Origin of the sequence: Nitrobacter sp. (assembly GCF_051535215.1) — a bacterium.
In the GTDB taxonomy this organism is placed as follows: domain Bacteria; phylum Pseudomonadota; class Alphaproteobacteria; order Rhizobiales; family Xanthobacteraceae; genus Nitrobacter.
The window spans coordinates 50,959-63,576 of record NZ_JBPPLY010000008.1 but is presented as its reverse complement, the minus strand read 5'-3'; the positions used below and the strand labels follow the sequence as shown (position 1 = coordinate 63,576).

Here is a 12,618-nt window from a genome sequence, read left to right as displayed (position 1 = left end):
AGGCGCAAAGCATCCTGCGACGCGTCCTTACGGCGTCATTTTTTTTCGGCCTGGTCCTTCGCCGCCATGTTGACGACCTCGACGCGGCGATTTTCCGCAGCAAACGGGTCGGCGGGATTCTTGTATCCCTCCTTTCCATATCCTGCGGAAAGCAGGTTTGCCGCGGGGATGTGATACGTCTCGATGAGGAAACGCTTCACGGCTTCCGCACGGCGTTCCGAGAGATCGTGATTGTAGGCGTCGGATCCCTTGCCGTCGGTGTGGCCGCCGAGCATGATGACCGAACCTGCAAGTTCGTCGCTGGTCAGCGCCTTGCCGAGGCTGTGCAACTGCGGTTCGGTGCGCGGGGTCAGGGCCGCGGAATCGAAATCGAAATTGATGTCCAGATCGATCTTCGGGCGCTGGGCGGCGATCGCCGCCAGATGATCGCGGTCGTCCAGGGACAGCGAGCGGGTCTTGCCGCGCACGCTTTTGACGAAGTCCAGATCGCCCTGGGTTAGCGCGGGTTGTGCGGGCGCGCTCAGGCTTCGCGTCCGCGAGACCTTCAGCCCGTCGATGATCTGCTGCGCGGAGAGGTCCTCGGCCGAAACGCCCTGCGGTACTGCCATCGCAGTCAGGCCGGCCGCCAGCATGGCTGCTCTCAATCCTTTTCCGGATGTCATCCGACGAGACATGATCTTCTCCCTGTCCTTAATGGCCCCGCGACGAGGGCGGCTGCCGCACTCTGTGCCGGGGTGTCAGGCCATACTGTGATTTGCATCACGCCGGTCTAAAAGGATTGGTGGCCCCGGCGGCCTTGGTTTGACGTCATCGGGTCCGGATTCGTTCAAGACTATTCAATGCGTCCCGGCGCATCAATGCTAGCCCGCGGGCGATCCTTTCAGGTCAGCTGCCATGGAACCGGGACAGTGTTTCCGCGTTGCTATCCTCCAGCCAAGGACCGCACCCGAAGACAGCAACCGAGAAAGGATGATCGCCGGCAAGCTGCTCCATTCGAGCCGCTCTCAACCCGCGCTTCTGCTGCACGGGACGAGCTTAAGCGCCGGCCGGCGCGAGGTGAGTGCAATTTTGGCGACCATCCAGGCACAATCATCAACCAGATATGCGGACGGGATCGTCGAGACGGACATTCCCGCGCGGCTCGACGGCCTGCGCTGGAGCATGTTTCATATACGGGTCGTGACAGCCCTCGGAATTACCTGGATACTGGACGGGCTGGAGGTGACGCTCGTTGGGGCTTTGTCCGGCGCGCTCAAGGACAGCCCGACGCTGCAATTCACCAACTTCGATATCGGTCTCGCCGGCAGTACTTATCTCATCGGGGCCGTGCTCGGCGCGCTGGGTTTCGGCTGGCTGACGGACCGGATCGGGCGCAAGAAACTTTTTTTCGTCACGTTGGCTCTTTATCTGACCGCGACGGCGGCGACCGCGCTGTCATGGGATATCGGCAGCTTCGCGCTGTTCCGGTTTCTCACCGGCGCGGGTATCGGGGGCGAGTACACAGCGATCAATTCCACGATTCAGGAACTGGTGCCGGCGCGGTATCGCGGATGGACGGATCTGACCATTAACGGCAGCTTCTGGATCGGTGCCGCGCTCGGCGCGGTCGGCGCGATCGTCCTGCTCGATCCGCAGGTGATCGATCCGGAGCTGGGCTGGCGGCTTGCATTCCTGACCGGCGCGGTGCTTGGACTGGTGGTGTTTGTGATGCGACTATGGATTCCGGAAAGCCCGCGCTGGCTGATGATTCACGGACGGCCGGATCAGGCGATCCACATCGTCGCCGACATCGAACGGATGGCGGCTCGCCATCCGGATGCAGCCGCCGACGAAGCGTGGCCGACGATCAGGCTTCGGATGCGCGACCACACGCCGCTTCGCGAGGTGGCGCGGACGTTGTTCTCGGCATACCGGCAGCGGTCGCTGGTCGGCCTTGCCTTGATGATCGCGCAGGCGTTCTTCTACAATGCGATCTTCTTCACCTACGCGCTGGTGCTGTCGACTTTCTTCGACATTCCGGCGGAGCACATCGGCTGGTACGTCCTGCCGTTCGCGGCCGGCAACTTTCTCGGGCCGCTATTGTTGGGCCGGCTGTTCGATACGATCGGACGCCGCGCGATGATTGCTTTCACTTACGGGATATCCGGCGTTCTGCTCGCGGTGTCCGGCTATCTTTTCGCCGCCGGCGTTCTGACCGCGCAGACGCAGACGATCGCGTGGATGGTGATATTTTTCTTTGCCTCGCCGGCCGCGAGCGCGGCTTACCTCACTGTCAGCGAGACCTTTCCGCTTGAAGTGCGGGCGCTGGCGATCGCGATGTTCTACGCCGTCGGGACGGCGATCGGCGGCGTCGCCGGTCCTTCGCTGTTCGGGGCCTTGATCGACAGCGGTTCGCGTGACAGCGTATTCGCGGGGTATTGTCTGGGATCGGCATTGATGATCGCCGCCGCGCTGATCGGCTGGCGATACGGAATTGCCGCCGAGCGGCGCCCGCTCGAATCGGTGGCATCGCCGCTTGCCGTTGTGGAGTCGCGATGAGTCAGGAATTGATGGAAACCTTGCCAAAGAAAACCGCCTTCATGGCCGACGACCGACCTCTTATGCCGCCGCTGCGCACATCCGCGCTGTTGCTCGATATCGATGGCACGCTGCTCGACCTCGCGCCGTCACCGACCGAGGTCGAGGTGCCGCCGGGCCTCGCCAATTCATTGTCGCGGCTCTTGGAGCGGACGGATGGCGCGCTGGCGCTGGTCAGCGGGAGATCGCTCAGCGACATCGACCGCATATTCGCTCCGATGCTGTTGCCTGCGGTTGGCGGTCATGGCGCGGAGATGCGCATCTCCGCCCAGAGCGAAGCCGTGGCTGCGGGCGCGCCGCCGATGAACCAGGACCTGATCCGGCGTTTCGCGGCCATCGCCGAATTGCACGCCGGCATTCTCGTGGAGAACAAGGGCTACTCGCTGGCGCTGCACTACAGAAAGGCTCCGGATGCCGAACGGTCGATCTACGATGCGGTTTCGGCGATACGCGCCGACCTGCCGAGCGCGCCGATCGAGGTGCTGCCGGGCAAGCTCGTATGCGAGATCAAGCATTCCGGTTTCACGAAGGCGACCGGCGTGACCGAATTGATGGTCCACGAGCCGTTCAAGGGACGGCGTCCGGTCTTTATCGGCGACGACGTGACCGATGAAACGGTGTTCGCGATCATGCCCGACCTGAAGGGTCTGTCGTTCTCGGTGGGCCGGCGCGCCAAGGGCGTCGACGGCCATTTTCAGACGCCGAGCGATGTCCGGGCCTGGCTGGGCGGGCTCCTCGACGACGAACGGGCCGTCCCGGAATGATCGATCACGGTCTCGACCTCGCCGTCATCGGCAACTGCCGAACGGCCGCGCTTGTCGATCCTACCGCGCGTCTGGTGTGGTGGTGTTTCCCGCGATTCGATTCCGATCCGGTGTTCTCGCGCCTGCTTGCGGGAAATGAAGAAAAAGGCTTCAGCGATGTCGTGCTGGACGGCATGGTCGATTTCCAGTCGGACTATGTCCGCAACACCGCGATCGTGTCCACGGTCCTGACAGACGGCCGCGGCAATGCGGTACGGGTCACGGACTTCGCGCCGCGATTCCGGCAGTACGGCCGCATCTTCCGTCCGCCGCAGTTGTTTCGCATCATCGAGCCTGTCGCGGGCCTGCCCCGGATCACGATTCGCATCCGGCCGACTCATGCTTACGGCAAGCCGCTCAAGCGGCATTCGATGGGCAGCAATCACATCCGCTACTTCGCGGATGACGACACGGCGATCCGCGTAACCACGGACGCGCCGCTTGCCCTGATCGAAAACGAAACGCCGTTCGTTCTGACGCGGCCGATGCATCTGGTGTTCGGCAACGACGAACCGTTTCCCGGCGATCTGGCGTCGACCGCCCAGCGCTTCGCTGAAGAGACCAGGACCTATTGGCAAAGCTGGGTGCGGCGTCTCTACATCTCCTACGAATGGCAGGAAGCGATCATCCGCGCCGCCGTTACGCTCAAGCTGTCCAACTTCGAGGAGACCGGCGGCATCATTGCCGCGCACACCACCTCGATTCCGGAAGCGCCCGGCTCCGGCCGCACCTGGGACTATCGCTATTGCTGGCTGCGCGATGCCTATTTCGTGGTGAAGGCGCTCAACCGCGTCGGCGCGACGCGGACCATGGAAGATTTCATCGGCTTCACGCTCTCGATCGCATCGAACACCGACGCTGACCTGAAGCCGGTCTACAGCGTGGTCCCGAACCTGCCGCTGGACGAGTGGACCGCCGCCGATCTTCAGGGCTATCGGGGCGACGGGCCCGTGCGGGTCGGCAATGCTGCGGTCGAACAGAAACAGCACGACACCTATGGCAGCGCCATCCTGGCGGCGTTGCCGCTGTTCTTCGACCGCCGGCTTCCGCGCCCCGGCGACGAAAGCCTGTTCTCCCTTCTCGAAACGCTCGGCCACAAGGCGGCGAGGGTTGCGATGACGGGTGACGCCGGCATCTGGGAATACCGCGGCCGCCAGCGCGTCCACACCCACTCCGCCGCAATGTGCTGGGCCGGAATCAATCGGCTTGCGGCCATCGCGGAACGGCTCGGTCTGCCGGAGCGCGCGGCGCATTGGAACGCGGTTGCCGACCCGTTGCACGCCGAACTGCTCGATCGCGCCTGGAACCCGAAGCGAGAGGCCTTCACTTCCGCGTTCGGATCCGACGATCTCGATGCGAGCGTGTTACTGCTGCCCGAACTCGGCGTCTGCGAGGTCAACGATCCACGATTCGTGAAAACCGTCGCCGCCATGGAGCGCGAGCTGCTGCGTGAGAAGCATGTGATGCGCTACGCTGCGGAAGACGACTTCGGTGTTCCGGTGACTGCGTTCCTGATCTGTCGATTCTGGCTGATCGATGCGTGGTGGGCGCTGGGACGTCGCGAGGAAGCGCGGGAGGCTTTCGTGGATGCGCTTGCGCATCGCAATCGTTTCGGACTCCTTTCGGAAGACGTGGATCCGAAAACCGGTGCGCTGTTCGGGAACTTTCCGCAGACTTATTCCATGGCAGGATTGATTCTCACGGGAATGAAATTGTCACGCAACTGGGAAGATCGATACTGGCGAAGTTGATCGAATGAAAAACACTTGTCGTAAAGATTGTTACGACAATGAATATTTTCTCTTCGGCGGGGAACTTTCAGTATCGTTCTATCTTGCCCGAATTTGGCGTCAATTTGGTTGGAAGGAGGCGAGGAACCATATTGATGAACGAGCGTTTATCGACGGGCAAAAAAATAGGGAGGGACCCTGTGAACCTCGTTGTCGTTTCAAACCGGGTGGCACGTGCGCGGGCCAATGAGCCCCTGACGGGTGGCCTTGCTGCGGCGCTGCTGCCTGTTGTTGAAAAATCGGGTGCAATCTGGGTGGGTTCCAGCGGCCGTGTGCGCGACGGGGTGCACAAGGATACATTTGCGGAGGTCGAAGCCCTTGGCGCGGGTGCGCTGGCATTGCTCGATCTGCCCGCGGCGCACTACGGCGGATATTATGAAGGCTTCGCCAACTCGGCGCTGTGGCCGGCGCTTCACTCCCGATCCGATCTCATTCGCGCTTCGCAGGACGATTACCAGTCGTACCGCGAGGTCAACGCCTTCATGGCGCGCGCCCTGCTGCGCTTCCGCAAACCGGATACCGCGTTCTGGATTCAGGATTATCACTTTCTGGCACTTGGCGCCGAGTTGCGCGATCTCGGTGTCCGGAATCCGATCGGGTTCTTCTTGCATACGCCGTGGCCGGCGCGCGCTATCGTCGGCGCCGTTCCACACCATCGCGAACTGGTCGAGGCGATGCTGGCCTACGATCTGATCGGATTCCAGACCGACGACGACTGCGAGAATTTCCTCAGCTATCTTCAGTCCGAGCTTGGTCTCAAGATCGATGACGGCGTGGTGACGTCGCGCTACGGCAAGTCGCGATGCGCGGTGTTTCCGATTGGAATCGACGTGGAGAAATTCGCGGTACAGGCCGCCAAGGCCGCCACTCATCCCGACGTGTCGCGGCTGCGGCGCAGCCTGAACGGCGAGCAACTGGCGATCGGCGTCGACCGTCTGGACTACTCGAAGGGGCTGGTGAACCGGATCAAGGCATTCGACCGCATGCTGACCTCGCAGCCCGAGCTGAAGCGCACCGTCTCACTGTTGCAGATCGCAACGCCCTCCCGCGGCACCATCGAAGCCTATGGAAACTTGCAGAGCGAATTGGCGAAGCTCGTCAGCGACGTCAATGGCCGCCACGGCGAGGCGGACTGGATGCCGATCCGTTACCTCAACCGCGGATTCAATCAGACCGTGCTCGCGGGTCTCTATCGCACCGCGCGCGTGGGCGTGGTGACGCCGCTGCATGACGGCATGAATCTCGTTGCCAAGGAATATGTCGCCGCGCAAAATCCTGCCGATCCCGGCGTGCTGGTCTTGTCCAAGTTCGCGGGCGCGGCCAATGAATTGCAGACGGCGCTGCTGGTCAACCCGCACGAAATCGACGGGATGTCGCGCGCCATCGCCACGGCATTTTCGATGCCGTTGACCGAACGCCGGATGCGCTGGGAAGCCATGATGCGAAAGCTGCGCGCCGGCACCATTCAGCAGTGGTTTACGGATTTCTCCGACGCGCTTCAGGATGCGCATGCCTCTAACAAGGAAGCGGCATGCGACCTGCCCGCGGTCGAGTCGCCGAAATCATGGCCGCTGCACGTCGTCGGCTGGCGGAGCGGCGCGCGCGTTCACTAAAGCATTTCTGCTTCTGATCGAATCAGAAGCCAAGCTCCAGATTCGCGTTTTGACGCGTTTTCTTTGCGCAAGCCGGCCGCTTGCAAACGCTATAGAGATCCGTGCAGTTGCAACGCCATGTTGCCGGACCGTGCCGGGGTTTGACCGAAGCGGGATTGGATCCTGGGTTCCCGGACGACGAATGCCAAGCCGGGCCATGCGAGCAAAGGCCATGCGGCCAAAAGGGTCGACGAACTCACCATCGGCGACATTCATGACGCGCACGTCGTGGCATGCTGCCGGCCTATGAAGACGTTCATTGAAAACGGGCGGTGAAGCCCGGTGCGGATTCACTGCAAGGGCATCGGTGGCCGCGGAGCGCTGTCGTCTCCCGGCTGCGGCGGGAGCTGGGCGGGGGCGGGCGGGATATAGGCTTCACGTTGCGTCGATTCTTGCGGATATACCCGTTTTTCCGTCGCCGGCGGCGGCGAAGCATGGGAAGCGGGAGGATTGTATGGAATTGCCGCCTGGGGCGAGGCACGTTGTCGCCGTGGCGGAGCAGGCTTCGCCGTATGTTGTACCGTTTTGGCGCGCGCTTCGCGTTCCGCGGCCATCTCCCGGCGCAACTGTTGTTCGCTGGTCCGCAACTCTTCGACTGTCTGTTTCAGCGTGGCGATGTCGCTCGCCATGGCTTCGAGCATTTGCGCGGTCTCGCCCGGAAGCGCGGCTGGGACGGATGGCGCTTGCGCAGGAGTCGTTGCGACATCCGTGGCCGACGTTGACGGCCGAAGATCGTCCGCGGTGGCTGTCTGCGCCGGCTGCGCGGGTTCTGCTTCGGAAGCGGGTTGAGGCTGGGGCGTGGCCGCCTGAACCGCGGTGTCCTGCTCCTGCGTTTCACCCCCGTTTGCGTTTGCTGTCGACGCGGGAGCTTCCATCAGAAACTGCGGCATGAGTTGAGAAATCCTGTTCTTCGCCTCTTCGCCATAGGAGTGCCAGGCCATTGCTCCGGCAACGCCGGCGCAGATGACCAGCAGCACCTTCAGGATGACGCGACGAGGCCGCGCGGGCGCGATCGTTTTGAGAAGCGCCTCGGCATTGTCGTTCGATGGCGCGGCCTCGAACAGTGATTCGGCGACCGGCTGGGATGCCGGTGTCGATAAAGACGGCTCCTGAGTTTCAGGCCAGTCTTGCTTGATTCGTGGCGCCAACTCGCGAAGCTGTGCGACGATGGCGTCGTGCGGGTCAGCCTGGGAAACGGCGGGTCGGGATCTGAACAACATCGGATTTCCGGGTTGGTTGTTGCGCCGGAGTCCGGCGTTTCGCGTTATCGAGAAGGAGGCTGTCTGCTTTGACCTCAACAAGGCGGCAAGGTGAAAAGTATAAGGCAGAGTGAACCGATTATGGCAACCGCACGCTTCCTCGTCGCCTCTGTGAATACGAGGGCGCAGGGGGATCGCGGGTTTGGCCGGGTGGCGTCTGTCAATAACCCGTCATTTCGAGATAGCCGACGCCGGAATGCGTGCCGGCGAAGCTGATCGGGCCCTCCCAATAGGAAAAGCGCGTTCCCATCCAGCTTGCCGGATTGAGCGGGACGGTTTCGATCGCCAGCCCTTCGATCGCCAGCCCGTGGTCGCGAACGCTGATGCGCCAGTGTGTCGGCAGCTTGCGACCGGCGACGTCGGTTGTCGCCGTCGGGGTCATGGCGAGAGAGTTTGCAGAGAGCACGATCGATTGCCCATTCGCTCCGATCCAGTTGCCCGTGAGATAAGGCTCGCTTCCGTTTTGCCGGAGACGATACAGCATCAGCTTTTCGCCGCTCTCAAGGTGCAGTGCGAACCAGTCCCAGCCGGTCTGGTCGGAGGCCAGCGGCTGGCTGCTCCATTCGCGGTCCATCCAGGCCTGGCCGCTGACGCTCTCGGACTTGCCATCGATCGTGAGGGTCCCCTTCGCCGTGAAAAACGGCTGGCTGTAGTAGTAGGACGCCTGTCCGCGCTCGGATTTCACGCTGTATCCCGCATCGCCTTCGAGTACGAGCGGCCGTGTCGCATCGAGCTTCAGCGCGTAGCTGAAATCCGCGCCCGATGCGTTGATCTGAAGCGGTGCGACTTCGTTTGCCGATATCGGATCGAGCCCGCGCATCTGCCAGGAATCGATCCATGCGCGAAATGGCTCCGCGTCGACGCCGGCCTGACCGACGCCGCCGCGCGCAAAGGTTTCGCTGTAGCGGTGGGTGTCGGCGCGGGTGACGGCGGCATGGCCCATCCAGATCTGCTGGTTCGCCCAGCCATCGCGCTGCGGCCCCGGCTGCATCGCCTGCCGGAACAAGGTCCACTGCGCGCCGTATGCGTTGCCTTTCGTATCGCTGAGATTGGCGGTGAGGTACCACCACTCGATGCGATAATCCGGGTGCGGACCATGGTCGGCCGGAAACACGAAGCGCCGGCCCGGCGTGACCACGGCGAACCCGGACGCATCGACCCCAAGCCCGGCAAATCCTTGCGCCAATGCCTTCTTTTCACCAAAGCCCAGAGCGGCCAGTCCTGCCGCAAATGCGCGTCGCGAAAGTGGTGCCCTAACGCTCATCGGCAAAGACCTTGATCAGCGCAGCCGGCGGCATGCGTATCAGCCTGACGACCGGCACCAGCATGGCCAGCAGCGACGCCAGCATCGCGACGCCAAGAAGTTCGGCCAGATGCAGCGGAAAGACATGGAGCGGCAGACGCCAGCCGAATGCCCTGACGTTGACGACTGCGATCAGGCACCACGCCACCAGCAGGCCGAGCGGCAGCGCCAGCAGCGCGGTGAAGAACGCAATGGACAGCGTCTTGAGAAGCTCGATGCCCGCCAACTGTCGCCGGGTCAGGCCGAGCGCCCATAGCGGCGCGAGATAGGGAAGACGGGAATTGCTCAGGGTCAGAAGACTGGTCAGCAGCGCAACGCCGGCGACGCCGAGGGTGAACGTGTTCAGCGCGGCCGTGACGGTGAAGGTCCGGTTGAAAATCTGCGTTGATTCCGCCTTCAGCGTGGATTGATCCGACAGCCGGCTCTCGTCGAGATGGAACGTCTTGCGGATGTCGTCGACCAGCGGCGCGATCTTGTCGGGTGTTATGCGCAAACCGAATCGGGTTCGCGGCAGGTTCGGAAACCGGCTTGTGAAGGCATCGATATTGACGGCGATCTGCCCTTTGGGGTTGCCGTAGTCAGCGTAGATCGCCGCAATGCTCAGAGGCCATGTGCCGGTGGAGGTGCTGACATCGAGCCGGCCGCCCAACCGCAGGTTCAATCTGCGCGCGAGTTGCTCGCTGACCAGCGCCGCTCGACCCGACTTGACGTCGTCCCAGGCATTGGACGCGGACTCCAGCAATGGCCAGCGGTCGCGATAGGTGGCGTGGTCGGCGAGACCGAGAACCTCCACAGGCCAGCCGCCGATTTCGGTTTCGGCCCGGCCGCTCGGCAGGATCGCGGTGACCTCCGGCCGCGCGCGCAGGCTTGCCTGAATGTCGCGCGCCTGCGCGTCGTCGCGCGCGTTGACGTACACGTCCGCGGCGAGCCGGCCGTCCAGCCATGTGGCGAAGGTCCTGCTGAAGCTTTCGACCATGGTCCCGACGCCGACATTGACGGCGAGCGCCAGCAGCAACGCCATCAGCGCCAGCGACAGCCCCGGCAATTGCTCGCGGCTGTCGGCCCAGAACCACATCGCCAGCGGCCCGCGCGAGGTTCGCTCGCCGATGCGCAGTATGAATCCGAGCAGCACGGGAAGCGCCAGCGCGGCGCCAAGGAGCATCGCCGCCAGAACCGCGAATCCCGAGACCAGCGAGTTGCCGACGATCAGCAGGGCGATCGCCGCAACCAGTATCGCGAGGGCCGCGATGCCTTGCCAGCCGAGCCACCGCTGCTGCGTTTGCAGGCGGGCATAAGGCTGCGCCATCGCGAGAACCGGAGCGCGGATCGCTTTCAAAAGGCTCGTCGCCGCAGCAGCCAGCGTCCCGACGGCGCTCATCGCAAGGCCTGCAGCCCACCATTGCGGTGTGAGTGTCAATTCGCCGGGAATCCGGGCGCCATACAACCCTCGCAGGCTGGAGGCGACATCGGGTAAAAGCGCCGTGGCGATCAGATAGCCGCAGACCAGCCCGATCAGGCCGGCCACGAGCGCCACCATCAGCAGCTCAACCAGCAGCATTCCGTTCAACATCCGGGACGACACGCCGCAGGCCCGCAGGGTCCGGAGCATCGGCATGCGCTGCTCGAAGGCGAGACCGATCGCGGAGTTGACGATGAAAAGCCCGACGAGAAATGACAGCAGGCCGAAGGCGCTCAGATTGAGATGGAAGCTGTCGGTAAGACGCTCCAGATCGGTTTCGGCGTCCGGCGCAACGTATCTCAGCTTGTCGCCGGTGACGGCCTCGAGCGGCGCGCGCGGGCCGCGCGCCTGACCGATCAGCAGGCGCGAAAGCTGATCCGGCAGGTGAAGAATGTTTTGCGCCATGCCGACATCGACGACCATCACGCCCGGTGCGAGCTGCGCCTGAACCTTGAGAGGCGGCAGCAATACGCCTCCGTCTGTTCGAAGGGCCGTGCCTTCAGCGGCGTCCAGATCTCTCAATGTTTCCGGCGCGACCAGCGCCTCGCCCGGCGGCGCGATGAATGTCTGCAGATCCGAGGTTCTGATCGAGGGAATCGATCCCGCCTCGGCCGGAAACGTGACCGGCTCGATTCCCAACAATCGCAATGACCGTCCTTCAACACGGACATGGCCTTCGAGCACCGGCGAGACCGGCCATCCCGCCCGGCGCAACTCCACGAAGAGTTTTTGGGAGAATGTGGAATCCTGTCCGACCAGCATCGCTGGCCTGGCGCCTCCAAAGACTGCCGCGGCTCGATCGTAGCTGGCGCGGGCCTGCTGGTTCAGCGCCTGGACGCCGCTCCACAACGCAGTCGCGGAGATCAGGCCGACCATCAGGGTCGCCAACTGCGTCGGATGCCGGCGCCAATGGCTGAGCAGAACGGCGAGGATCCAAAAACCCTGTTTCACGCGATCAATCCGGTGCTCAGCAGGACTTGCCGGTCCAGCGTCGCGGCGATCCGCGCGCTGTGGGTGACCATCAGGAAGCCGCACCCGGTTTGCCTGATGAGATCGCGTGCGAGATCCATGACCTCGTCGGCGGTTGCTTCATCGAGGTTGCCGGTTGGTTCGTCGGCGAGGAGCAGCGGCGGCCGGACCGCAAGCGCGCGGCCGATTGCAACACGCTGCTGCTGGCCGCCCGAGAGTTGTTCGGGATAGCGTTTCAGCAAATCGCCAAGACCCAGCCGGTCGACAAGTTCGCTTTGCCAGCGACTGTCGTGACGCCCGGCGATGCGCGCCTGAAAAGCCAGATTGTCGGCGACGGTGAGCGAAGGGATCAGGTTGAACTGCTGGAAGACCAGGCCGAGCCGGTTCCGGCGAAGCGCAGCGCGGCCCCGGTCCGCCAGTGCCGTCACCTCCGTGTCGTCGAGCCGGATGGAGCCGCCGTCCGCCCGATCGAGGCCCGCGATCAGGTGCAGCAAGGTGCTTTTGCCGCTTCCCGACTCGCCGGTGAGCGCGACGCTCTCGCCGGCGTCGACGCGCAGGCAGGCGCCGCGAAGAACAGCGATCCGCTCCTGTCCCGAACGGTAGGTTTTGCTCAGGTTCCGGACGTCCAGTAGGGGTGTCGAGGCTATCGGGACGCACATCTGGCTTACTGTCTCCGCCTCGATCCGGCAGGTCGCTATCGGCTGTTCATATCGCCATGCCGATGCTTACCGCGACAGCGATAACAAGTCTGCCGCGATCAAGTTCGGGTGTGGGGTCGCCGGTCCGTTCGCCGGCACCCGTCCAGC

At 63.4% G+C, this 12,618-nt stretch carries 9 protein-coding genes; 4 read left to right on the top strand and 5 right to left on the bottom strand.

Annotation, left to right across the window (positions count from 1 at the left end; all coding sequences use genetic code 11):
- Positions 1 to 35: 35 nt before the first annotated feature.
- Positions 36 to 674, bottom strand: coding sequence for an OmpA family protein (locus ACS3WB_RS10080; RefSeq protein ID WP_438275428.1), 639 nt, complete (start codon positions 672 to 674; stop codon positions 36 to 38).
- Positions 675 to 1,161: 487 nt separating this feature from the next.
- Here ACS3WB_RS10080 and ACS3WB_RS10075 point away from each other — a divergent pair, with 487 nt between their 5' ends.
- The 4 genes from ACS3WB_RS10075 to ACS3WB_RS10060 all read left to right on the top strand — a co-directional run bounded on the left by ACS3WB_RS10075 (position 1,162) and on the right by ACS3WB_RS10060 (position 6,783).
- A complete protein-coding gene (locus ACS3WB_RS10075; protein WP_438275490.1) occupies positions 1,162 to 2,538 on the top strand; it encodes an MFS transporter in 1,377 nt (458 codons plus the stop codon).
- Positions 2,535 to 3,341 carry a trehalose-phosphatase gene (gene otsB / locus ACS3WB_RS10070; RefSeq protein WP_438275427.1) on the top strand — a complete coding sequence of 269 codons (807 nt, stop codon included), beginning with the start codon at positions 2,535 to 2,537 and terminating at the stop codon, positions 3,339 to 3,341. The genes ACS3WB_RS10075 and otsB overlap by 4 nt, the downstream gene beginning before the upstream one ends.
- Positions 3,338 to 5,131, top strand: a complete 1,794-nt coding sequence (locus ACS3WB_RS10065) for a glycoside hydrolase family 15 protein (protein WP_438275426.1) — start codon at positions 3,338 to 3,340, stop codon at positions 5,129 to 5,131. The genes otsB and ACS3WB_RS10065 overlap by 4 nt, the downstream gene beginning before the upstream one ends.
- 179 nt (positions 5,132 to 5,310) lie before the next feature.
- Positions 5,311 to 6,783, top strand: coding sequence for a trehalose-6-phosphate synthase (locus tag ACS3WB_RS10060; RefSeq protein WP_438275425.1), 1,473 nt, complete (start codon positions 5,311 to 5,313; stop codon positions 6,781 to 6,783).
- 329 nt (positions 6,784 to 7,112) lie between these two features.
- On the opposite strand, the gene ACS3WB_RS10055 is transcribed toward ACS3WB_RS10060, so the two are convergent.
- The 4 genes from ACS3WB_RS10055 to ACS3WB_RS10040 form a co-directional block, all read right to left on the bottom strand.
- Positions 7,113 to 8,042, bottom strand: a complete 930-nt coding sequence (locus ACS3WB_RS10055) for a hypothetical protein (RefSeq protein ID WP_438275424.1) — start codon at positions 8,040 to 8,042, stop codon at positions 7,113 to 7,115.
- A gap of 199 nt (positions 8,043 to 8,241) precedes the next feature.
- A complete protein-coding gene (locus ACS3WB_RS10050; protein WP_438275423.1) occupies positions 8,242 to 9,345 on the bottom strand; it encodes a lipocalin-like domain-containing protein in 1,104 nt (367 codons plus the stop codon).
- The gene (locus tag ACS3WB_RS10045; protein ID WP_438275422.1) at positions 9,335 to 11,794 is read right to left on the bottom strand and encodes an ABC transporter permease; all 2,460 of its coding nucleotides are present in this window, start codon (positions 11,792 to 11,794) and stop codon (positions 9,335 to 9,337) included. Before ACS3WB_RS10045 ends, ACS3WB_RS10050 begins: the two co-directional genes overlap by 11 nt.
- Positions 11,791 to 12,471, bottom strand: coding sequence for an ABC transporter ATP-binding protein (locus ACS3WB_RS10040; protein WP_438275421.1), 681 nt, complete (start codon positions 12,469 to 12,471; stop codon positions 11,791 to 11,793). The genes ACS3WB_RS10045 and ACS3WB_RS10040 overlap by 4 nt, the downstream gene beginning before the upstream one ends.
- Positions 12,472 to 12,618 lie beyond the last annotated feature (147 nt).

Coding starts and splice junctions, on each gene's coding strand:
- otsB (WP_438275427.1), top strand. CDS start 2,535: ATGAGTCAGGAATTGATGGAAACCTTGCCAAAGAAAACCGCCTTCATG.
- ACS3WB_RS10055 (WP_438275424.1), bottom strand. CDS start 8,042: ATGTTGTTCAGATCCCGACCCGCCGTTTCCCAGGCTGACCCGCACGAC.
- ACS3WB_RS10080 (WP_438275428.1), bottom strand. CDS start 674: ATGTCTCGTCGGATGACATCCGGAAAAGGATTGAGAGCAGCCATGCTG.
- ACS3WB_RS10075 (WP_438275490.1), top strand. CDS start 1,162: ATGTTTCATATACGGGTCGTGACAGCCCTCGGAATTACCTGGATACTG.
- ACS3WB_RS10040 (WP_438275421.1), bottom strand. CDS start 12,471: ATGTGCGTCCCGATAGCCTCGACACCCCTACTGGACGTCCGGAACCTG.
- ACS3WB_RS10065 (WP_438275426.1), top strand. CDS start 3,338: ATGATCGATCACGGTCTCGACCTCGCCGTCATCGGCAACTGCCGAACG.
- ACS3WB_RS10050 (WP_438275423.1), bottom strand. CDS start 9,345: ATGAGCGTTAGGGCACCACTTTCGCGACGCGCATTTGCGGCAGGACTG.